Source organism: Paenibacillus xylanilyticus (assembly GCF_009664365.1).
GTDB classification, from domain to species: domain Bacteria; phylum Bacillota; class Bacilli; order Paenibacillales; family Paenibacillaceae; genus Paenibacillus; species Paenibacillus xylanilyticus_A.
In genome coordinates this window covers 3377710-3400616 of record NZ_CP044310.1, presented here as the reverse complement: position 1 = coordinate 3400616, position 22907 = coordinate 3377710, and the positions used below count along the sequence as shown (strand labels likewise).

At 44.9% G+C, this 22907-nt stretch carries 17 protein-coding genes and 1 pseudogene; 14 read left to right on the top strand and 4 right to left on the bottom strand.

Annotated features, from left to right (window positions below):
• Positions 1–169 precede the first annotated feature (169 nt).
• The 3 genes from F4V51_RS15165 (at position 170) to F4V51_RS15155 (ending at position 5305) form a co-directional block, all read left to right on the top strand.
• Positions 170–3541, top strand: a complete 3372-nt coding sequence (locus F4V51_RS15165; RefSeq protein ID WP_153978640.1) for a discoidin domain-containing protein — start codon at positions 170–172, stop codon at positions 3539–3541.
• 166 nt (positions 3542–3707) lie between these two features.
• Complete coding sequence (locus F4V51_RS15160; protein ID WP_153978639.1) at positions 3708–4319, top strand: DUF2239 family protein; 612 nt, start codon at positions 3708–3710, stop codon at positions 4317–4319.
• A 92-nt stretch (positions 4320–4411) separates the two neighbouring features.
• A complete protein-coding gene (locus F4V51_RS15155) occupies positions 4412–5305 on the top strand; it encodes an alpha/beta fold hydrolase (protein ID WP_153978638.1) in 894 nt (297 codons plus the stop codon).
• 221 nt (positions 5306–5526) lie between these two features.
• On the opposite strand, the gene F4V51_RS15150 is transcribed toward F4V51_RS15155, so the two are convergent.
• Entirely contained in the window at positions 5527–6093 is a 567-nt protein-coding gene (locus F4V51_RS15150) for a GNAT family N-acetyltransferase (protein WP_153978637.1), read from the bottom strand.
• 281 nt (positions 6094–6374) lie between these two features.
• Between F4V51_RS15150 and F4V51_RS15145 the strand changes: the two genes are divergently transcribed.
• The 6 genes from F4V51_RS15145 (at position 6375) to F4V51_RS15120 (ending at position 15147) form a co-directional block, all read left to right on the top strand.
• Entirely contained in the window at positions 6375–8021 is a 1647-nt protein-coding gene (locus F4V51_RS15145) for an extracellular solute-binding protein (protein ID WP_236146811.1), read from the top strand.
• A gap of 73 nt (positions 8022–8094) precedes the next feature.
• Entirely contained in the window at positions 8095–9933 is a 1839-nt protein-coding gene (locus F4V51_RS15140) for a sensor histidine kinase (RefSeq protein ID WP_162009942.1), read from the top strand.
• Positions 9934–9936: 3 nt separating this feature from the next.
• Positions 9937–11508: a response regulator gene (locus F4V51_RS15135; protein WP_153978634.1), complete on the top strand. Its 1572-nt coding sequence runs from the start codon at positions 9937–9939 to the stop codon at positions 11506–11508.
• A 201-nt stretch (positions 11509–11709) separates the two neighbouring features.
• On the top strand, positions 11710–13758 hold the full coding sequence (locus tag F4V51_RS15130; RefSeq protein ID WP_236146810.1) for a glycoside hydrolase family 16 protein: 2049 nt from the start codon (positions 11710–11712) through the stop codon (positions 13756–13758).
• A gap of 193 nt (positions 13759–13951) precedes the next feature.
• Positions 13952–14395, top strand: a complete 444-nt coding sequence (locus tag F4V51_RS15125; protein WP_153978633.1) for an ASCH domain-containing protein — start codon at positions 13952–13954, stop codon at positions 14393–14395.
• 317 nt (positions 14396–14712) lie between these two features.
• Positions 14713–15147 carry a hypothetical protein gene (locus F4V51_RS15120; protein ID WP_153978632.1) on the top strand — a complete coding sequence of 145 codons (435 nt, stop codon included), beginning with the start codon at positions 14713–14715 and terminating at the stop codon, positions 15145–15147.
• Here the strand turns inward: F4V51_RS15120 and F4V51_RS15115 are convergent.
• On the bottom strand, positions 15125–15823 hold the full coding sequence (locus tag F4V51_RS15115; RefSeq protein ID WP_153978631.1) for a DUF4386 domain-containing protein: 699 nt from the start codon (positions 15821–15823) through the stop codon (positions 15125–15127). The two genes, F4V51_RS15120 and F4V51_RS15115, sit on opposite strands and share 23 nt — an antisense overlap.
• A gap of 73 nt (positions 15824–15896) precedes the next feature.
• On the opposite strand from F4V51_RS15115, the pseudogene F4V51_RS29275 reads away from it, so the two are divergent.
• The 4 genes and pseudogenes from F4V51_RS29275 to F4V51_RS15100 all read left to right on the top strand — a co-directional run.
• Positions 15897–16196: pseudogene (locus tag F4V51_RS29275) on the top strand (helix-turn-helix transcriptional regulator); the annotation flags it as partial.
• 21 nt (positions 16197–16217) lie between these two features.
• On the top strand, positions 16218–16766 hold the full coding sequence (locus F4V51_RS29080) for an effector binding domain-containing protein (RefSeq protein WP_236146856.1): 549 nt from the start codon (positions 16218–16220) through the stop codon (positions 16764–16766).
• Between the two features lie 226 nt (positions 16767–16992).
• Entirely contained in the window at positions 16993–17586 is a 594-nt protein-coding gene (locus F4V51_RS15105) for a TetR/AcrR family transcriptional regulator (RefSeq protein WP_153978629.1), read from the top strand.
• Positions 17587–18011: 425 nt separating this feature from the next.
• A complete protein-coding gene (locus tag F4V51_RS15100; protein WP_153978628.1) occupies positions 18012–18941 on the top strand; it encodes a TauD/TfdA dioxygenase family protein in 930 nt (309 codons plus the stop codon).
• 315 nt (positions 18942–19256) lie between these two features.
• On the opposite strand, the gene F4V51_RS15095 is transcribed toward F4V51_RS15100, so the two are convergent.
• Entirely contained in the window at positions 19257–20636 is a 1380-nt protein-coding gene (locus F4V51_RS15095) for a sugar phosphate nucleotidyltransferase (RefSeq protein WP_153978627.1), read from the bottom strand.
• Positions 20637–20647: 11 nt separating this feature from the next.
• A complete protein-coding gene (locus F4V51_RS15090) occupies positions 20648–21457 on the bottom strand; it encodes a DUF6492 family protein (protein ID WP_153978626.1) in 810 nt (269 codons plus the stop codon).
• A 197-nt stretch (positions 21458–21654) separates the two neighbouring features.
• Here F4V51_RS15090 and F4V51_RS15085 point away from each other — a divergent pair, with 197 nt between their 5' ends.
• Positions 21655–22416, top strand: a complete 762-nt coding sequence (locus F4V51_RS15085; protein WP_153978625.1) for a YheC/YheD family protein — start codon at positions 21655–21657, stop codon at positions 22414–22416.
• Positions 22417–22907: the final 491 nt, after the last annotated feature.

The following is a 22907-nucleotide window of genomic DNA, read 5'->3' as shown; positions in this document are numbered from 1 at the left end:
GCATTCTGAAAGAAAGCTGCAACGGAAGCATAAGCTTCACCGCATATTCCTTTTGAGAAGGAAATTCAAAAATTCCGGGGATATCAGGGATCGAAGATGGTACTGCGCTCGGAGTGGCCCAGAGAATATTTTAAGTAGCGGTTTATATAGCATCCTGAGGAGGAATGAAATGCGCAGCAAAACCATTGTATGGTCACTCGTATTAACGATGCTGGTCTCGAGCGTATTCCTGAATGTAGGATTTTCTGCGAAAGTTTCGGCTGCTGGTGGGGAGAATCTGTCACTGGGTAAACAGGTTACCGCAAGCAGCTACAACCCAACCTATAGCCCGACCAATGTGATTGACAGTAATCAAACGACTTACTGGGAGAGTGCAAACAACGCATTTCCGCAATGGATACAAGTGGACCTTGGAGCAAATAGGACGATTGAACAAATCAACTTGAAGCTGCCTTCAGCCTGGGAAACTCGCTCACAGACGATCACCATTCAAGGAAGCAGTAACGGTTCAACGTTCACAGATATCGTTGCTTCCAAGGACTATATATTTGATCCATCCGTGGCAGAGAATACGACTACGATTAATTTTGAAGCAACAGAAGCACGATATGTTCGTCTCATGGTGACCGGAAATACCGAATGGCCCGCTGCTCAATTGTCTGAATTTGAAATTTACAGTCCATCTTCGCAGGTACCGAGTCCTGAACCGTCTGAACCCGAAGCGCCTGTGGAAGGAACGAATATTGCAATCGGTAAAGCAATCACGGCATCTTCCAGCAGTCAGTCTTATGTCGCTGCGAATGCAAACGATAATAATATCAATACGTACTGGGAGGGAGGCAGCAATCCGAGCACGCTGACGCTGGACCTCGGTTCCAATCATCAGATTACTGCGATTGTACTGAAACTAAACCCGGATCCGATTTGGAGTACACGAACGCAGACGATTCAAGTACTTGGACATAACCAGGACACCACCACTTTCAGCAATTTGGTGTCTGCCCAATTGTACACGTTTAATCCAGCTTCAGGTAACAACGTGAAGATTCCCGTTACAGCAACGGTGAAACGTCTGCAATTAAACATTACAGCGAATTCGGGCGCACCAGCTGGTCAAATTGCTGAATTTCAGGTATTTGGCACCGCTGCACCGAATCCCGACTTGACGATTACAGGCATGTCTTGGACGCCTTCTTCACCTGTGGAGAACAGTCCAATCACGCTGAATGCCACAGTTAAAAACATGGGCTCCGTTGCATCTCCGGCATCTATCGTCAATTTTTATCTGAATAATGAGTTGGCTGGTTCTGCATCTGTAAATGCTCTGCAGGCCGGGGCTTCAACAACAGTATCGCTTAACGCCGGCAACCGGACCGCCGCATCATATACGCTAAGCGCGAAGGTGGATGAGAAAAATCAGATCATCGAAGAGAATGAAAGTAACAACCACTATACGCATTCATCTGCTCTGATCATTGCACCAATTACAAGCTCGGATCTGGTAGGAACGGTCTCTTGGAGTCCGAGCAATCCTACCGCAAACAGCACGGTAGCTTTTACGGTTAATCTGAAAAATCAGGGTAATCAGGCTTCAGCAGGCGGTGCGCACGGTGTCACAGTTGTACTCAAAAATGCTGCCGGAGCAACGATTCAGACGTACTTTGGCTCGTATAGTGGTGTGTTGGCTCCGGGTGCGTCCGTCAATGTCAATGTCGGCAGCTGGACAGCTGCAAACGGTAGCTATAATGTGACAACGACCGTTGCCGCTGATAGTAATGAAGCCCAGGTGAAACAATCGAACAATGTATCGACAACCCCGCTGACTGTATATTCTGCCCGCGGAGCGAGCATGCCGTACACAAGGTACGATACGGATGATGCGACTCGTGGAGGTAGTGCAACGCTGAAGTCAGCACCGACTTTTGACCAGGCATTAACGGCGTCGGAAGCTTCGGGTCAGAAGTATATTGCCCTGCCAACCAATGGTTCCTACGCTCAATGGACGGTCAGACAAGGCGAAGGTGGCGCCGGAGTTACCATGCGATTTACGATGCCGGATTCGGCAGATGGTATGGGACTGGATGGATCACTGGATGTGTATGTAAATGGCAGCAAAGTCAAAACTGTTCCTCTGACCTCTTATTACAACTGGCAGTATTTCTCTAGTGATCATCCGGGAGATACGCCAAGTGCAGGACGTCCATTGTTCCGTTTTGACGAAGTCCACTGGAAACTAGATATACCTCTGAAAGCTGGAGATACAATTCGTATTCAAAAGACCAATGGGGATAGCCTTGAATATGGCGTTGATTTTCTTGAAATCGAAACTGTACCTGCTGCAATCTCGCGTCCGGCCAACGCTGTTTCGGTAACCGATTTTGGTGCGGTGGCTAACGATGGTAAGGATGATCTTGCCGCATTTGAAGCTGCCGTTCAATCCGCCGTTTCTACAGGCAAAACGTTATATATCCCGGAAGGTACATTCCATCTGGGCAACATGTGGAAGATTGGAACGCCAACAAACATGATTAATAACCTCACGGTTGTTGGTGCAGGCATTTGGCATACAAATATCCAATTCACCAATCCGAATGCAGCATCGGGTGGTATTTCTTTCCGAGTACAAGGCAAACTCGACTTCAGCAATGTCTATATGAACTCCATGCTGCGCTCGCGTTATAGCGAGAATGCAGTCTACAAGGGCTTTATGGACAATTTTGGTAAAAACTCAAAGGTCAGCAATGTTTGGGTTGAGCATTTTGAATGCGGGTTCTGGGTAGGGGATTATGCACACACACCAGCAATCATCGCCGATGGCTTGGTCATTGAGAACAGTCGTATTCGGAATAACCTTGCTGATGGTGTCAATTTTGCCCAAGGCACGAGCAACTCGGCAGTTCGCAATAGCAGTGTTCGCAACAATGGTGATGATGGTCTGGCCGTATGGACCAGCAACGTGAATGGTGCTCCTGCAGGAGTGAACAACACCTTCTCGTTTAACACTATCGAGAACAACTGGCGTGCAGCAGGAATCGCCTTTTTTGGAGGTAGCGGACATAAGGCCACCAACAATCTGATAGTTGATACAGTTGGCGGTTCAGCAATCCGAATGAATACCGTCTTCCCGGGGTACCATTTCCAAAACAACACGGGCATTCAGTTCTCGGATACAACGATTATTAATAGTGGTACCAGCAAGGATCTGTATAACGGGGAACGCGGAGCGATCGATCTGGAAGCTTCCAATGATGCCATTAAGAATGTAACCTTTACGAACATAGATATTCTCAATACACAGCGGAGTGCCATTCAATTCGGCTACGGCGGTGGTTTTGAGAACATTGTGTTCAACAACATCAATATCAATGGTACCGGTCTAGATGGAATTGAGACATCACGCTTCACAACGCCGCATAAAGGAGCAGCGATATACACGTATACCGGCAATGGTTCAGCAACGTTTAACCATCTGACTACGAGCAACATTGCGAACCCCAATGTACATCAGATTCAAAATGGATTCAATTTGATTATCCAATAGATGTCATTCGTGCAGAGGAGGGAGCTCATCGAGCTTCCTTTTCGTTATTCATCAGTTGGCGTATGAAGGCTTGAGAATTAAAGATTAAATAATTTCACCCGGGTAATATTGATCTTTTTATTTTACCCGGGTATAATTGTTGCAAGAAGCTGTAAGGAGGTATAACATGCAGACTGAACTAACTCAAATAACCTGTACTGCCTTTGTGGGGGGAGTGCGCATTGCGAAAGGGACATTGCAGCACGTTGTTGCTTTTGTAAAGGAAAGCCTGGATGATACGAAATTGACCCAATTGCTTATTTTTAACGATTTGACGGGAAAACCAATCGATGTTGATTTTCGGGGAAATACAGCCGAGGTACTTCAACGTTTGAGTAGCCCCGCTGACCATGCACCAGCTGAGGAAGAATGCAAGCAAGCAACAAAACGGGTTGGTCGTCCCAAGCTGGGGGTGGTATCTGGAGAGGTTACATTACTTCCTCGACATTGGGATTGGCTTAAATCCCAACCTGGTGGAGCCTCTGTAACTTTGCGAAAACTGATCGATGAAGCTCGTCGTTCGGGGACAAGTGAGAGTAAAATTCGCCTGGCCCAAGAAGCAAGTTATCATTTTATGACAGCTATGGCGGGCGATTTTCCACAGCACGAAGAGGCCTTGAGAGCACTATATGCCGGAAATCAGGATCGTTTTTACCAATTAATTGACGATTGGGCACCCGATATCAGAGACCATATCAAAACATTAGCCGAGAATGCATTCATAAAGGAAGAGATCTAAGAACAACGTCAAATCGATTTTTTGGCAATATCAGAGTATACATGAAAAGGATTGCATGCTTAAATTCATTTCATTTGAAGGAGAAAACTACAATGAATATCTTGAAAGTAAACGGTATTGATCTCGCCTATGACAGCTATGGCAACAGAACGGACGAAACCATTCTTCTGATTGCCGGCCTTGGAACCCAAATGATTCGTTGGACCGTTCCATTTTGTGAGATGTTGGTGGCTCGAGGATTTAGAGTTATTCGATTTGACAATCGTGATACGGGTCTATCCACCCACTTTAGTCATCACCCTACGTTAAATTTTGAAGCACTTGCAAACACACTTATGTCCGGACAACGCCCAGATATTCCATATACACTTAATGATATGTCTGACGATGCAATCGGTCTGCTTGACGCCCTTGGGATAAGAAAGGCACATTTCGTTGGACGCTCGATGGGCGGCATGATTGCCCAGCTTGCAGCCAGTAGGTACCCGGAACGGGTGCTCTCCCTTACTTCCATCATGTCGACAACAGGAAATCCCGACCTTCCACCAACATCCCCGGAAGTCATGGCGTTAATGACTCAGCCTGCACCGAATCCGATGGAGGATGAGGAAGGGTATTTGGCTCATAGTCTGGCTTTTGCCAAACGCATTAGCGGCACCGGCTATCCGTTCGAAGCGGACGAGTATCGTTCGCTCATTCGAGAGGAAGTGCAGCGAGCCTATGACCCGGGAAGTGTTGGGCGACAAATCGCAGCAATTGCCGTTTCAGGCGACCGACGTCCGTATTTGGCAAAAGTAACGGTTCCATCATTAATTATCCATGGTATGGATGACCCGATGTTTGTCCCTGCATGTGGTAAAGACACGGCTCAAGCCATCTCGGGTGCAGAGTTTATGTTACTTGAAGGGATGGGACATGATCTGCCGGCGCAGCTATTTGAAACGGTCGTTGCTGGAATTGAACGGGTAGCCCGTCGAAAAGGATAATATGTCGTTTCATCGTACTCACATAAAAGCCGCTAAAATAGTCATCCCTTGTCAAGAAGACAGTGGAAGAAAGACAAAATTATAAGCTGCGACCGTTTCCAGTTGTTCTGCTGGAGAACGGTCGTTAAGTTTCTTATGTATTCGGTTTTGGATGTAAAATAAATTGTTTTCATCTACGCCTGGAATGGTAACCAGGCACGCCATTTACATTTCTTAAAAGATCACTGATGTTGCCTGTTCAACCATTCCGATCGCAGCATTGCATATTGAAACTCATCTATCCAAAAGCCTTTGGACTTGTAATTTTCAAGCAGGTGTCCTTCACGTCTCATCCCTAAACGCTCTAGCACTTGAATCGATTTTGTATTCCTCACATCGGTATAAGCGATCATTTTATGTTTATTTAGAGTACTGAATACATAGTCAATCAGGGCACAAAGTGCCTCATTCATGTATCCTTTTCCTTGAAACTCAGGTGAGAGAGTGAATCCGATTTCAACAATTTGAGGTTCATCTACGAGTGTGTGAATGGCACAATCACCGATTAATTGATCCGATTCATTTAAAGCAATTGCGTATTGAAACCAAGTCCCGGGCTGATCAGGGGAATGTAATATTTGTTTGCTAATAAATGCTTCAGCTTCTTGGAGCGTATAATTTTCCCAGGATTGAAAACGGGAAACATCTGGATTAACCCGGTATTGATAGAATGCATGTACATCCTGCAAACCGAATTTTCGAATAACAAGATGATCGGAAACGCAATATACTTCGTTTGATTTCTTCATGTATTAAACCTCCCTTTTTCTGTGTAGACATTAATTCCTCTGATTGTGATTCTATCATATATCTGCGCAGGTTCATTCTCACAGTCTTATCGCGATTGTAAGATTTAGTACAAGTGATGTTTCGTTAGGGAATGATGTGGATCATCTGAGAATCGACCACTATATTATTTCCATTTTAATCCAAGGGTGGTAAAATCGGTGGTACCACCACTAGTAGGAATGCTGGTGCAGATGGGGACTGGAAGAAGGCCAGTATAGAAAGGAGGCACTTAGGTGTGTTCATGTATCGAAGTCCTTATATTTTAGCCTTGTTGATGATGTGTCTGATGTCAGGCTTGACTGGTTGTTCTGAGTCAGAGCCATCGGGAGATAGGGATGCTTTGGCAAAGGCTGACTTCACGGAGCAGATACAGAGCCTGAATACGGAAGAACCGTCATGGAAGCTGGATACCACCCCTGTGAATCTAACGTGGTTCATTGGAGCCGAATGGTATGGTCACACTTGGGGAGAGAGCCTGACTTCCAAATATGTCACCCAAAAAACAGGGGTTAATATCGAATTTGCAGTACCCACTGGTGAACCAAGCGAGATGGTATCACGGATGTTGACGACCGGTAGTCTGCCGGATTTGATAACCATTGGCTCCTGGGAGAGTGCGGTTAACAAACTTCGGGAGAACAATCTCATCTATGCCCTGGATGAGTTAGCCGACCAGTATGATCCTTACTTTTTCAAGGTAGCAGGTGATGGTGTTCTACAATGGTATCGGCAGGAAGACGGCCATACCTATGTTATTCCCAATGATGCATACAGTCCCGAACAGATGCGTTCAACCGGCTTGACGGGAGCGAACCAAACCTTTCTCGTACGTAAAGATCTGTATGAGTCGATGGGTAAACCGGACCTTAGCACACCGAAAGGTTTTCTAAATGCACTGCAATTGCTGAAGAATCAATATTCGGTTTATAAAGGCCAACTGATCAGTCCATTTTGGGCACAGGGGAATGCATCCTATGGGATGACCGAATATTTGCAAAATCTGCTTGCGATCCCCCATGAGCAGAACGGTAAAGTATACGACCGAATGACAGATCCCGATTATATCGAGTGGCTAAAAACATTTCGTACTGCTTACGAGCAGGGTCTGATTAATGTTGATTTTCTGGTCGACTCCAGTGCACAGGTGCAGGAAAAAACCAACCATGCCCAATATTTTATGATGATTCGGGAATGGACAGACATATCGGACCTCAATGCGAAATTGGAAGTCCTTACGAACCAGAGTTCATACTATATCGCTGTAGATGGCCCCCGGAACAGCAGGGGAGAATCCGCCAAACTGTTCCCCGGCAGCATGGACGGCTGGATGGTTACGATGATTAGCAGATCCACGAAAAACCCTGAACGAGCCATCCGATTTTTGACCTACCTGGCCAGCGAAGAAGGCCAACGGGATTTATTTTTGGGCAAGGAAGGTGAAACCTGGACGATGGAGAACGGCGAACCGCAGTTGACGGAGGCAATGGTCCAGTTGCATGACACGGATAAGGAGCGGCTGGAAAGGGAATATGGCATAATGGATACCTATTGGATGCTGCGAAATCCTGCCTTCGTTAACCCGTGGAGACCAGAGCATACCCCATCCATTAAGCAAATGGAGGAGTTCGCCAACCAACAGGCCGATCTGGACAGCGGCATCTATAAGGGATTAGACCCTGTAGGTGATTCTGATATAGCGTTAGCCTGGTCACGTATTTCTCAGAATTGGGAAGAAGTGCTGCCAGAACTGATTACAGCGAAGGATGAAGCTGCTTTTGATAAAATTTTCGAAAATTTTCTGGTCCGTCGTGTGAATTTCGGCTTTAACCAGGTGATGGAATATCGCCAGGCTGAACTGGAGATGCGGAAAGCCAAGATAGCCAGATAACCATACCCTAATACATTGTCACCTATTCGCTAACTGGTGATATATGTATACCAAAGGTGGTGAATACCTCAGAATGAAATACCTACTGACGAGATTAAGGAAGCTTTATCGCAATGCCCGTATATCCCAGAAACTGTTTCTGGCATTTAGCCTGATGATTGCCATACCTGTTATTTTGATATCCTTTGTGTATATCCGCATGCAAGAAACGCAGCTATATAAGGACGCTATGGCAACGGGAAACAGTCACGTTTCATGGGTGAATGATCAATTGCGCAGAAGAATGGACATGATTGAGAACGCTTCCAATACAGCCCTCACTCAGAAGTCATTTGTGGATTTTATTCATTCCAATATGCTAGTGGATGGACTGCGCCTGGTAAAGTTTAAGCAAAACCAATTTGAGCAAATGCTCAATATTATTCAAAGCAATACGATGATCAGTGAGCTTAGCTTTTACGTCGATAACCCAAACTTGTATGAAATCTGGCCTGAAATTTATCATTATAAGAAATTTTACCCGCAGGATTATTGGGCGAAGCTTCGGGATGAAGGTGGTTCGGCTTACCGTTTATTTTCATTTAGGGATGGTGAACACACCTTATCCTACTATCGTCTGGTTCGCCTTCAAGGACAGGAACAAAAACGCCCGAGTATTATGGAAGTGCGAGTCCCGCACAGCATGTTTTTCAGCGACCTGCTCCAGGAGAGCAAGGGGGACTTCTTTTCGGTGTTGATGAACGCAAGTGATCCTCCGCAGTATGTATACAATCCGCAGCATGAGTTTTCTGAGAAGTATGGGCAGGGGCTGGAGAGAATCCTTGGCAGTATTCATCGCCAGCTGGATGTATCGCCGCAGAAAAGCCCACTTCAGGTTAAGGTAGGAGATCAGAGCTACTATGCATTGTATCGATACATCGCTCCGTTGAACACTTATGTGGTCGATATTGCTTCTCATCAGGCATTGATGAAGGGGCCGCGCAGTTGGTATGCATTTGTGGTAACGATTACATTATGTGTATTGCTGCTGATTATGCTGCTCGTATCCCAAACGACGCGGCGTATTTTCCGGCGGCTGGACAGCGTACTGGTATCCATGCGTAAGGTACGGCAAGGCGAGCTGGATGCAATCATTGATACAGGACTTGATGAGAACGAAAGAGGAGATGAAATCGATGAGGTTGCGGTGAACTACAATAAAATGTTACATGAGGTCAAACGACTAATGACACAGGTCGTGGATAAGCAATTAATTGCGAAAAACGCACAGCTGCACTCCCTGCATTCGCAGATTAACTCCCATTTTTTATATAACGCGCTGGAATCGATCCGCATGGTGGCAGAGGTACAGAGGCAGCCTGCTATAGCCAATTCATTGGTGTCGCTCGGCTCCCAGCTGCGCTACAGCATGCAGTGGCGCAGTGATACCGTTGCTTTTCGTGAGGAGCTTGCCAATATCCAGAGTTATATTGAATTTATCAACTTTATGGAAGGCGGCAGTATCGTTATGACGGCAGATCTTCCTCAGGAGATCCTTCGCTACGCCATTCCCAAGATGTGTATGCAGCCCATCGTCGAAAATGCAATTCATCACGGGGCACCTTCAGGCGGCAGAGTATCTATAGAAATTACGTTTTCTGTGGAGGATGACAATCTGCTTTTCATTAACATCAGAGATGACGGAGAGGGGTTAGAGCCTGATATGTTACACCTTCTTCAGGCGGTACTGCGGAGCGAATCGGATACGCCGTTGGTTACTAGCAGGAGCGGACTTGGTTTGGAAAACGTGAATAAGCGGTTGCAGCTTCATTATGGCAAACATTGCGGTCTTTGGATTGATAGTATGCAAGGCGCATATACCTGTGTAACGATACGTTTGCCTTGGAAAAATGGTAATCTTGGAGGGTGGTAGAGCATGATTAATATCCTGATTGTGGACGATCAAAAACACATTCGTGACGGCCTGCAGGCCATGCTGCATCAATTTCCTCTGGAGCTGAACAGCATATACTGTGCCGCGAGCGGGATGGAGGCGCTGCGCCTGTTGCGGCAGCATAGCATTCACATCGTTATTACCGATATTAGGATGCCGGATATGGATGGGTTGGCACTCATGGCTCAAACCAAAGAGGAGTACATGGATGTGGAATACCTCATTATCAGCGGTTATAGTGATTTTACATATGCCCAGAAAGCGATCGGGCTTGGGGCAAAGGGCTACCTGCTTAAACCTTTGAAGCGAGAGGATCTGCAAAATTCCCTGGAGCATATATGGCAAGAGATCCAGACTCGGCAGGCAATTACGCATAATATGCAGCATGTATCCCGTCTCGCTCAAGAGACAGATCGTAAAGAATTAAGAATGTTTATGCAAGGTGCGTTAAGTGATGACGCATGGATTCTTCAGATTGAGGAACAAAATGATGCGTTATGGCGTAATTATCGCCTAGCGCTGCTGCGGGAGGAAGCTTGCATAAACCAGCCCGGAGCCAGCAGCGCCCATAGCATGGAAGCTATTGCTTATCGTGTGTTTGGCAGAGAAGGTTGTATTTGCCTGCAGCATCGTCCATATTTGATCCTTGCGGTGGATGCGTCCATCGATCCAAGTGTTTTGCCTGCAGCGCTCAAGGAAGGAAAGATCACTGCCAAAACGGCCATGACTAACCGGGTTCAGGGGTTAAAAGAACTACCAAACAGCTATAACCAAGTGCTTGACCTTTATCGCCACAGCTACCTGTTTCCTGATCAGTACAGTATCTTCCCATCACATATTGAGCATATGGAGCAGCAGTGGCAGCTTCCCTATGAAAACTTATATGAACTTTTTCAGTCGGTTGGAACAGATAACAGTGGAATCATTACTCAGGGTATTTCTGCAATATTTCACAAAAAGGTGCTGCAACGCTATCCTATTCGCTATACCCAACAGCTCTGCACTGCCACCGTTGAGATGATGGAGGAATACGAACGGGTTATCCGCCCTTATATGGCGGAAGAAAAGCTGGACCTTGAATCATTGCGCAATCTCTTTGATTATCAAGGGATGCGTGATTATATACAAGCATTACAGCAGCAGCTGCTTCGGCTGAATCAGTTCTATTATGACTATAAGTGCAGCTATCGCCATTCACAGGATCTAAATGAAGCCATTCGTTTTATCCACGAGAGTTACCACAAACCGCTGGACCTCGCGATGGTATCCAATCATGTGTCGCTCAATTATGCTTATTTTTCAAATCTGTTTAAGAAGAATATTGGTAAAGGTTTTGCTGAATACCTGCGAGATGTTCGTCTGGATAAAGCCCGGCGGCTTCTCGCCGAAACCGATCATAAAATTGTTGAGGTGGCTGCTATGGTTGGCTATGAAAGCTACAAAAGCTTCACACGCGCGTTCCGACTTGTGATGCAGATTCAACCGACAGAGTACCGACAGATGATGCGGCAGAAGGCAGAGCACAAAGCTCAATACGATAACGCTATACCATGAAACAGCATAATTAAACAGACAATCTCCCTCGTTCAATATGACGATTGAATCAAAATCCAAAAAATTGGGATATCACAAAAACAATTGTACCTTTTCAGCAAATTAATCTATTCGATAGAATAAAGACATCTCTCATGTAAGCGATTTCCTTGATGCGCATGGATTGGGAGAAGCTATTATTTCATTAAGAGGAGGGCAATGATGAAACCATCTCACTTTACGGAGAAACGGTTTATGAAAAAGGTACTTGGTATGTTCCTTGTAGTTGTGATGCTGGCTAGTGTGGGCATATTCCCAGCTTCAGAGGTTCAGGCTGCGGGAACCACCGTAACCTCAATGGAGTACTTCTCACCAGCAGACGGGCCTGTCATTTCAAAATCAGGGGTGGGCAAGGCCAGCTACGGATTTGTTATGCCTAAGTTCAATGGAGGCACCGCGACATGGAATGATGTTTACAATGATGTAGGCGTTAATGTAAAAGTGGGCAGCAACTGGGTTGATATCGACCAGGCAGGTGGTTATATCTATAACCAAAACTGGGGGCACTGGAGCGATGGCGGCTTCAATGGCTATTGGTTCACCCTCTCCGCAACAACCGAGATTCAACTGTACTCCAAAGCGAATGGTGTGAAGCTGGAGTATCAGCTTGTATTCCAAAACATCAACAAAACGACCATCACAGCGATGAATGCGACACAAGGTCCACAAATCACAGCTAGTTTCACAGGCGGTGCAGGCTTTACATATCCAACGTTCAACAATGATCCTGCGGTCACTTATGAAGCTGTTGCGGATGACTTGAAGGTGTATGTCAAACCTGTTAACAGCAGCACCTGGATTGATATTGACAATAACGCAGCAAGCGGCTGGATCTACGATCACAATTTTGGCCAATTCACGGATGGCGGAGGCGGGTATTGGTTTAACGTAACGGAGTCGATTAATGTCAAATTGGAATCAAAGACTTCTTCGGCTAATCTTGTTTATACCATTACGTTTAATGAACCTACAAGAAATTCATATGTGATTACACCCTATGAAGGAACAACCTTCACCGCAGATGCAAATGGTTCCATTGGGGTGCCGCTTCCGAAAATTGATGGGGGGGCGCCCATCGCCAAGGAGCTTGGCAATTTTGTATACCAGATTAACATCAACGGGCAATGGGTTGATCTGAGTAACACCAGCCAGAGCAAATTTGCATACTCCGGTAATGGGTACAACAATATGTCCGATGCCAACCAGTGGGGTTACTGGTCCGATTATATCTATGGTCTTTGGTTCCAGCCCATCCAAGAAAATATGCAGATCCGTATTGGATATCCACTGAACGGACAGGCGGGCGGAAATATCGGCAACAACTTCGTCAACTATACCTTTATCGGCAATCCAAATGCTCCGCGTCCGGATGTATCCGATCAGGAGGATATCTCCATCGGAACGCCAACCAACCCGGCAATTGCGGGCATGAACCTCATCTGGCAGGATGAGTTTAACGGAACTACGCTGGATACAAGCAAATGGAACTATGAAACAGGCTATTATCTCAATAACGATCCCGCTACATGGGGATGGGGTAACGCAGAGCTGCAGCACTACACGAACAGCACCCAAAATGTATATGTACAGGACGGAAAGCTGAATATCAAAGCCATGAACGATAGCAAATCTTTCCCGCAGGATCCGAATCGGTATGCCCAGTATTCTTCTGGCAAGATTAACACCAAGGATAAATTGTCCTTGAAGTACGGCAGAGTCGATTTTCGTGCCAAGCTACCTACAGGTGATGGTGTATGGCCAGCACTGTGGATGCTTCCACAAGACTCTGTATACGGCACTTGGGCTGCATCAGGTGAAATTGATGTGATGGAAGCGAGAGGCCGTCTGCCTGGATCAGTAAGCGGTACCATTCACTTTGGTGGACAATGGCCCGGGAACCAGTATTCGGGCGGCGATTATCACTTCCCGGAAGGGCAAACGTTTGCCAATGATTATCATGTATACTCGGTAGTCTGGGAAGAGGACAACATTAAATGGTATGTAGACGGCAAGTTTTACTATAAAGTGACCAACCAGCAGTGGTATTCCGCAGCTGCACCGAATAATCCGAATGCACCTTTCGATGAGCCGTTTTACCTCATTATGAACTTAGCAATCGGCGGAAACTTTGACGGGGGTCGTACTCCGAACGCCTCCGATATCCCGGCGACGATGCAAGTGGATTATGTACGCGTGTATAAAGAACAGTAATAAAATTGCTCTGTCCGCTATTAACAAGCCGTTGATCTGATGATCAACGGTTTTTTGTTGTTCATTTGAATTGATGTAATTTAAGCAGGGAGGTTTCGGTTTATTTCTAGAGTCGCATCATACGGGGATGGAAAGTCTCGAGGATGTTTGGGGAATAGTAATCCATTATGAACAGGAATGGAGCGGTAGAGGAATGAAAGTATTATCTATGATTCAACCATGGGCTACTCTGCTTGTCCTGGGCGAGACTCTCTATGAAACAAGATCCTGGAAGACCCGGTATCGCGGTCCGTTGGCCATTCATGCAAGCAAGAAAGTCGATAAACAGGCCTGCAAATATGAACCCATACGTTCTTTACTCGCCAAGAATGGCTATACGGAACAAAACCTCCCTACGGGGGTTATCCTTGCAACTTGCGAGCTTTCCAATTGTTATCAAGTCATCGACGCTAATCCTTCGTCAGCCATTCTGGATTGCGGGAAGGTTGTGACGGGTGAGGACTTACTGTTAGGCGATTACAGTCCAGGTTATTTTGCCTGGGAAATAGCGGGTTTCCGTCAGCTGAAGCCCTATATTCCAGCGAAGGGAAAACTGGGACTATGGGAATATCCGATAGACGAAGAGTTGATGATATGACCTATGTAATCCAACATGAATTTCCGATCTGGACAATAATAAGTAAGGCAAGTTTTGAGTCAGGGAGGATTTCTTGGAGCTATGTTGCGAACAAACTAAAAGAACCTGTTCCATTCTTAGATGTTTCATTCAGAGTAAGGGCTTGAGAGTTTCAAATTGACTTATAGCTTGGATAATACCAAGAAAGCAGCTAATCACTTTGATCGGCTGCTTTTGTTCAAGTTAATGGGCAGGGTATACATAATATTATAATTCCTTATCTTAGCAACCTTCCTCCATTTCGAAACGTCGATAACGGATGATAAGGGGGATTATTAATGAAAAAAAAGATATTTAAACTGATAAGCATTTGCTTCGTTCTAACTGGATGCTTTTCTAATCAAACGGGAAATGAGCCAGTGAATGTGAATGATCAAGTGAAACTTGTGACGGAAAACGAAAACAAGCTTACTTTGGAAAAAGTGACAGCCGCCTTAAAAACGGAGGGAATTGATATGTTTGAAGAGAAATTGAATAATGATTGGATATTAAATAACGTTAACGCCAGCAGGTTTTCTGTGTCTCCACTAACTGTAAAAGAAGGTTATAAAGAGTATATTTCAGTATACATTTTTAATTCAGAGACAGATCGAAAAGAAGGTCTAGATGATTACCAATTGAAATGGCAATTCAAAAGATTTAAGTGTCGTAAAGGTGAGGTGGGTAAGCTAAATATGGAGGACTACATCCCTAGTTCGTTTCTAGTTTCTTGAGGTTTTTCATGTCAAATCCTTTTGCAATTAACCATACAGACAAACTCAACTCATATACGCCAACTGGAAGAGCAATCACTCCTTTTACTGCAGAAAGAGGTTCGATAATACCGAACATTTCTAAAAGACCCGCTACAAATACAAGTGTAGCAGTAATAATGCCAGATAGCGCTAACGTTCTTGGAACCAACCTTGTTCTAAAAAGTAAATAGCTATACAGTGCGGTATTAATACCGAGCATAAAATTAGGACCTAACATTGATGTCCATCGATGAAAAGCTTGCAGCATGTAACCGAGCTCTTTAAGATTTTCTATACTTGCTAAGCTTTTTCCTTCATAATATATACTAAGCTGCACTAAACCTAGTATACTTACCACACCAACGGCAATAAGCACAGCTTCCATGAATCGAAAGCATAGATATCCTAACGCGAGTTGTTCATTCCAACGACGAAGATAAGGGAACAGCATAACCGATGTACCAACTGCAGTTAGAACGAGTATGAGATCGTTAAGTACGCCGAGCAAGACCTTTGTTTTAAAACCATTTGCCACGGACAAGTACCATTGTTCAGATAATACCGGCTCATAAGAGATCACAGCGATAACTGAAGTGACTGCAGCAACAATATAAAAAATCCCGATTATAATTCCATTCCTTCTGTCTTGCGTCATTACCTTACCTCCTTAGATTAGTTACTGTCTAGGTATATCATTGCAGACCCTGAAAAATGGATTGGAGGTTATTATGGACCATTACGCAGTCATAGAGAGCGCTCTACTCCATATTGAGAACAATTTAGATCAGCCCTTATCATTAGATTCTGTAGCGGATACAGCCAACATGTCGAAATATTACTTTCACAGACTGTTTTCTGCCATAACAGGTTCTTCCTTAAACAATTACATACTTTCCAGAAGATTGAACGCTTCACTACAATTCATACAATCCGATCAATTATCCCTTACAGATATTTCGTACCTGCTTAACTTTGGAGCCCAATCATCATTTACTCGAGCTTTTAAACGCCAATATGGAATAACCCCGAGCGCTCTAAGAGTACAGAATATGAAAATCCCACAAACACCAATGCCTTCAGTGGTCAAAAGACCTGTAAAGAACATCAATGGTGATATTGTCACGGACTTCACCCTAACAGACTTTGAATCCATACGGGTTACCGGAATAGCTTTTGAAGTTGATCTGGCTGACGATGATTATAAGTCAAAAATTCGCTCTCATTCCGACAAATTATTGCAGTCAATTGATGAAACAGTAAGTGGCCCATGTTATATCATCTATTCAAATTGCCTGCCTAATTCAACCCGTTTTAGAGTCCTGTTTGGAATCCCATATGACATTCAGATCAATAAAGATTCTTACTTTACTATTGACGTACCACAACTCTTCTGTGCCAAATTCAAGTATTTCGGTGATCTCCTTGAAATTGGAGATATCCTTAAAACTGATTATGCAAGATTTTTGAAAATTTCCAGACAGGAAACAGAGGACTCACATATTGAGCTCATTCAAGCTTTTGATGATATTCACAATTTCCAATCTGCCTTCCACATTTATGCACCTATCAAAAAACTGCCGATTGATTCAGCATATTAACTACCATAATGGACTTCATGCCCTCCGTTCTTTTTGAATTATGTTGAATGATCTCAAGATAACACAGAGGTTAAAAATGCACTTTTCAAATCTTGCTGTAACTAAATAGGGCCTATTCGGATGTATAATTGTCGCTGCTATGCTTTTTCTTCACTTGTAATAACCCGAGCGGGAATCCGCATCTAACTTCAAGAGCTAAACAGACCATAGCGAAGGAGCAGATATTATGGCCAGGAACGTCATCAAAGACCAGCAGCAGAGGGAACTGCGCCGCAATCAGATATTGTCGGCAGCGGCTTCCGTATTTACCGTGCGCGGCGTAGCCGTAGCGAAAATATCCGATATTGCGACCGAAGCGGGATTAAGCTACGGTCATGTTTATAATTTTTTTGAATCCAAGGAGAAGATCCTATTGGCGCTTGTACAGTCTTCACAGGAGAGATATACCGAGCTGCTGCTCGAAGCCCGCGGCGGCAGCGGAACAGCATTGGACAAACTTAGCTGGCTCATCGAACAATACATACAGAAGGGCAGTACGTCCACGAATTTCTGGATCGTACTGCAGGCGCAGGCGACCGAAGTGTTAAATCCGGAGGATAAAGCGGAGATCAATCAGAAAGCACAGGCTAACCGTGACCTGCTCGCTGACATTATACGTGACGGGCAGGCGGAGGGTACAATCGTGGAAGGAGATGCGGTTGAACTAGCTACGTTGCTGCTGTCGCTGTTTCAAAGCACATCGATATGGGGTTACCGCGGCTTCGGCGAGCCTTCCGATCATGCCGCCGATATTATGCTGAGGCTTGTTGTAAAAAAGTAAACCAACCGGGTTGGGATAATCCAAAAAATGGTTGACAGCAAAATAATCAGCTGGTATTATCACAGTTATAAAATGACAAATTGATCAATATGTCAATTTGTCGAACAAAAAGAATGAAGAATCGACTGGACGACCAGAGATTCGATTTCCTAACCTTTTACCTGATCACAGGGGAGGATAGGCAATCGAATCTTTCTTTTATTCTCTAAATCCGATCAAGCATATAGGTAAAGTTTAGTTGAAGAAAAGGGAGCACATGAAAAGAAACAAGTTTCGGGCTTTCACGCTGACAGACGTATCAGTTATAGCGCGGGTAACGGTGGTGGCTCATTAAGAATAAGATTAGCTTCCAGGGTCATGTCCAGATGAGTTTTCTTGAGAAGCTGTCCCAATAAATCAATTGATCTAAAAAGGAGCGATTAACCATGACTCAATTAACCGTAGACACATCCCGACAAATTGATCTTTTAGCGAAACGCACGATACAAGGAGGGCCGCGTTTCCTGCAGCGTTTGGCTGAAGGATTGGAAGACCGTCCTTACACGTTATTCACGCTCAAGCCTTTTGGTCCTGTTATTGGCGCCGAGATTGAAGGCGTTGACTTAAGGGAGCATGTGTCGCCAGAGGTTAAGGCTGAGCTGCACCGTGCATTGCTGGAATGGAAGGTTCTTTTCTTCCGCAACCAGGACATTACTAGCCAGCAGCAGCTGAATTTTGCGAGACAAGGGGGAGAACTTGAGAATCATCCGTTCCTGCCAAAAGGTGCGGCAGCGGTGATTACCCGTTTTGAGAAAGATGCGAATATGAAGGGGCAGGAGAACAACTGGCATGCAGATGTCACCTGGCGTCTTGAGCCTTCCATGGGTGCCGTTCTTCGATTGTCCGAGGTGCCGCCGCAAGGCGGGGATACGCTGTGGGCGGATATGGGCGCTGCTTATGACAACCTTCCAGATGAGGTGAAGGAGCGCATTGACGGGCTGAAGGCCATTCACGATTTCACGCCAACCTTCGGGCGGTCAATGCCGGCTGAGCTGCTGGCACAGAAGCAGGCGGAATTCCCTGCAGCCGAGCATCCGGTTGTTCGCACGCATCCGGAGACGGGGCGAAAAACCCTGTTTGTTAATCGGGTATTTACGACTCGAATTGTCGGTCTGGATGAGGAGGAAGGAGAGGAGCTGCTCCAGTACCTGTTCCGTCAGGCAGAAATTCCGGAATACCAAGTGCGCTTCCATTGGGAGAAAAATTCAATTGCGCTCTGGGATAACCGTTCAACCCAGCATTACGCTTCTTCCGATTATTATCCAAACCGTCGCGTAGCGGAGCGGATTTCCATTATTGGTGACCGTCCTTATTAATTATATATTTAGACAGGAACGTCAGTTTCTCGAGGTCCGCAAAGCGATTCTTAGCTCCATTCCCGTAATTCAGCAGTTCCGGTTATGAGTGTTGAGAGATGGAAGTAGAAGCATTCCTCGGAATCGATGATTCGGAAGTGTTAAGAAGTATATTAAACGGGAGGGTGTTCCTTTGGAGCTGGCTCAGGCCGCTGGGGACACCCTCTTTTTGCTTGCAATTAAGAAGCAGGTTCAAAGGTAAACGAAGTATTATTCATGACAAGCACTGAAAGCATACGAAGTCGCCATATGGGCGGCTTTTTTCTTCATCTTGCATTAATCCGCTGGTTTATAAGATCCAGCACGATCTATCATTACCTTCCAATCCTCTGCTTCATAAATCATTCGTTCCTCATTCTCCGGTACACCAAGCTGGACCTCAAGAATTACCATCCTGGTTTCGGCCAGGATAGAAAAGAGGCTATTCAAGGTAATCGCAAACTGATTGCCTGGGGTTACCTGCCTGATCTGCCCGTTAATAAGCACCTGCCCACTGCCTGAAATTACAGTCCATGCTCGGCACCCTAATCGATGCAGGCGTAATCCGATATGTTTGCCAGGCAAAAGCGTCATATTCAATGTGGTTACGATTGTATTTTCGTCTTCGACCGATCTCTCCATGACGCGATAGCTGCCCCAAGTTGCCTCAACGTACATCGGTTGCAGTGGAATACTGCCCAATTGCTCTTTAATTTCATTTGAATCTTTTTTGTTGGCTATGAGAATTCCGTCCGGACTTGCGACAGTGATAATACCAGGGACTCCGATGACGTGGATTGGGTAGGGGAGTTCGTTAACGATGTAGGAATCCGGGGAGGATTCGGAAATTCTGCCGTGTCCCAATACATTGGAATCCAACTGATTACACAGTGCATCCCAGCTCCCGACATCCTGCCATACTCCCTCATATGGCAGTACAACAGCCCGTTGGGTTGGTTCAGCAACTTGTTTGTCAAAACTGCGTTCAGGCAACTGTTCATACAGTGCTAACAATTGCTCGTAATGAACCGGAAGGCCATTTTTTTCAATGTGGGACAACATAAACGCAAGAGAGAAAGCATACACCCCGCAATTCCACAATGCGCCATGCTGCAGCAGGGTTTCAGCGACATGCAATTCAGGTTTCTCTATAAATTTTGTAACCGGTGCATAACCATTAGGTTCTTTTCTTCCTGGCAGGATGTATCCATATTGTTCTGAGGCATATGTGGGCCTTGTCCCAATTAAAACGATATCGGCCTGAGTCTGTTTCAATATATCGGGAAGTAATTTGAAGCTCATGAAAAAGTCCTCATCTGCGAACACATCCGCTGGCGCGATACAAATCATATCGTCAGGTTTAGCCTCTCCGGAGGATTTCAGATACAAGGTCGCCAAGGCAGCTGCAGTAAAAGTCCCACGCTTAAAAGGTTCTCCAATGACGGGTATCTTGCCTTTGGTATGACGGGTGGTAATGTCAGTCTGGTCCTGATGGGAAATGATGAGCGTTGAGTCCAGTAGGCCTGAGCTGTCAAGCTGGCGGCATACTCTGCTGATCATGGATTCTCTTCCACCTGCAGGTGACGGAAGTATATCCACGAACAGCTTGGAGCGAAGCTCATTGGACAGCGGCCAAAGCCTTTTGCCTGCGCCGCCACATAGCAGTACGATATGCATTGCCTTCCTCCTTAAGCTCGGGGAGTTTTACTATAGATTTTACGTTTGTGAAAGGAAAGAGATCGGTATTTAAGCGCAAAATTTCGAAATTGTTGTTCTTTTAACGAAGAAGCGTTCATGTTCAGACTTTTATTCATGGAACTCTTTAGGATCATGCTGGCCGGGTTTTTCGAATACATAAAATTGGCATAGGTTTCATATTCAGAGAATCCAAACTGCTTCTTCTTATTGATCGTTGAGATAATCGCTTTGTACCATGGCAGTTTATGAATCGTTTCAATTTTCTTTTTCAAAGCAGAGAGTTTCGATTTTTCGAACAGCATATAATGGGTGACAAAAGAGCGTGGGCGAGGCGCTTTCATGTTTAACAGCTTGCGATAGGTGTTGAAATATTCTGGCTGACTCCAGTCGCGACAGTAAAATACCGTCCTATTTTCAACAATAAATGAATGAGGTTTGATGAGCACCGTATCCGCATCCATCACCAGAAAGTGCTTCGCACTCACAATGTGATCCCCGTTCATTTTAAGCAGTTGTTGATATAACCAGCCTGAGCGATCCCAGCGGGATGATTGATAATTTATATCGTTTTTGGTGATAGGCAGGACTGATCGCTCGTTAACAAAAATGCAGTTTTTGCGGGAACAAAGGTTTCTGATTTTGTTGCTGGTCGGGGAAACAATATAAATCTGCCCAATCGGGTGTCGCACATAACGGCGAATACTATCGATAACTTGAGGGAGGGTGCTCAAATCTTTTTCGATCGCAGGTATTAGAACATCGATCATAGGCGCACGATTTATTCCATGCTGAACTGGCATCTTCTCAACTCCTTGGACAATTGGTTTCATCTTGTTCATGATATGTGTGCAAAAATGGTTTGGTCAGGGCATGTGCGAATACACCATTTTTACGAACAAGGGCAATTGTTTAGGGTTGTTTTATCGGTACTACATATAATGCATGATCTTGATGATACAGTAGGGCTTGATTCAGTTGTTGAAGGAAGAATTGATATATGGGGGTTGATAAATTGAAGCCGTTAAGCAGCAAATGGTTGAAAACAAAAGTGATCCTCAATAATGGTTCTATCAAACCATTCATACCTGATACGCAGCGATATAACAAAGCCAACCTGTGGTCCATGATCAGCAGATACGGTATGGTTTATATTAAACCCGAGATTGGCACTTACGGAATGGGTGTCATAAAGGCGGAAATGTTGAGTCCTCAGAACTTTGCCTATCAGATTGAACAAAAACGACTGTCGTTTGATAACTTTGACTCGTTCCATGCAAGTCTTGTACGTTTGATGCATAAAAGAAGCTATCTCATTCAGAGAGGAATTGACCTTCTGAAGCATAACAAGCGGCGTTTTGATATCAGAGTCATGATACAGTTAAGTCCCAATAATCAGTGGGAGGCTACGGGAATCATCGGTCGGCTCGGTCATCCCAAAAAAATCGTGACCAATTATCACAGTGGTGGTAAACCAATGGATGTTCACACATTGCTGGAATCTCATGCATCTCTGAAACGCAGAAATGAACTCATCCAGGAGATGAATGAGCTTGGATTACGTATTGCAAGCCACATGAAGAAAAAATACCCCTATCTTAAGCAGATCGGCGTTGATATTGGGCTGGACCGGAAAATGAAGCCTTGGATTATTGAAGTGAACGCCAAACCGGACCCTTATATTTTCAACCAATTAAAGGACAAGACAATGTATAGAAGAGTCATAAAATATTACCGCCATGCTGTTAAAAAAACAAAATAACGTTCTTCTATCCCGAAAATTACGCTTAGCAGAAAACCAGAAATGTCAGCATGGAAGTAAGCCCAGCTGTAAGGGTTTTAAAAAACTGTGCTTCTCAGAACCGTATAAAACATTATAAATGTGCGGCAAGTCACTGAGGGTTTGAGAGCACGTCAATCGCGTTGATACTCAGGCGGAATACCCCAGGTACATGATTGAAAATGTATATCATTCGATTAATCTTGTTCAGAGACCGTTGTGAGCCTCGGACTACACTTACCAACCCGAACATAGTTCAATCGGCATTCACTTGCCGTTGCATCTGTACCTGTACGCCAAAGTGTATGTTACTCATCAATATGATCAGGTAGACTGGGGATTCCGCGAAAGGGTTGCCTTAATGCTTTAAAGTTAAGAGAGAAAAAATGGGTCGCGACCGGAGTTGAGATTAAGCCTTGATATTAAATGAAATTAAACATAACTATCAGTAATAAAGTCACATTAATCGTTAC